Source organism: Noviherbaspirillum sp. ST9 (assembly GCF_048799745.1).
Taxonomy (GTDB): Bacteria; Pseudomonadota; Gammaproteobacteria; order Burkholderiales; family Burkholderiaceae_D; genus Noviherbaspirillum.
In genome coordinates this window covers 1-843 of the sequence record NZ_JBLWFR010000050.1, presented here as the reverse complement: position 1 = coordinate 843, position 843 = coordinate 1, and the positions used below count along the sequence as shown (strand labels likewise).

Sequence of the window (843 nt, the reverse complement as noted above, 5' to 3'; positions counted from 1 at the left end):
TTTAGTTTTTCGGTCTTTCTCGACGTTATACATCCCATGCAGAATCAGATAAAGCTTGTTTTGTAAATTAACGGCATCATTTAATAATATCGTCGGGAAAATAAAAGCGTCAGACTTGTGCAGATAATTAATCTCTTTACCCACGCCGATTCCACTAAACTTAGGAATGGTTGAATAGAGTTCCTCTGTAAGCATGATGATATACGGATGTTTAAGAAATCTTAATAACCTTATCGGAAAAATCAAGGATGGTTCATGATATACGATTATAGGTTCACGACTTTTGATATTCTTGATTAAATATGCGATAAGCCACATCCGCGATATAACTTTATTTACAAAGCGAATAAGCTTTCCAGAACCGACACAAGAGGGAGTATATGTAATCCTTATTCTATCTATAGTTACCTTCTGCTTCTTAATCAATTTGGTTTTCCCGGCAGAAGTGATCCAGGAAGGGGATATGATCTCAACAGAATAATCTTCATCGCCAGCAATGACATTTGCCAGGTAGTTAATGACATTAATACCCGCTGGCGATGCAGTCCGGTCGTATTTATCATTCCAGTTTGAATAATAGGATATTAGCTTTATAGTTCGCACTTTTCACAAAAATTAACTCATTTGTAAGTAAAGATTTTGTAGTTTTCCCGCCTGTTCTTTAATATCAAACCTGCTAAACTTCGTAGAATCAAACATTCGTTTACTAACAGCGCATCTATATGATAGTAGCTCTATTGCCCAATCGTCGGGGCTTTAGCCCAGGCTAAGAAACATAGCCAAATCCGTACAGTTCACTGCTAAAGCGACATTTGTTGCCGCAAAAGATGGAAGGCACGAAGC

1 protein-coding gene is annotated in these 843 nt (G+C 37.5%); it reads right to left on the bottom strand.

The window, feature by feature from the left end; all coding sequences use genetic code 11:
* The coding region (locus ACNOHI_RS24670; RefSeq protein WP_420477373.1) for a hypothetical protein at nt 1–603 on the bottom strand (603 nt) is incomplete at its 3' end.
* Nucleotides 604–843 lie beyond the last annotated feature (240 nt).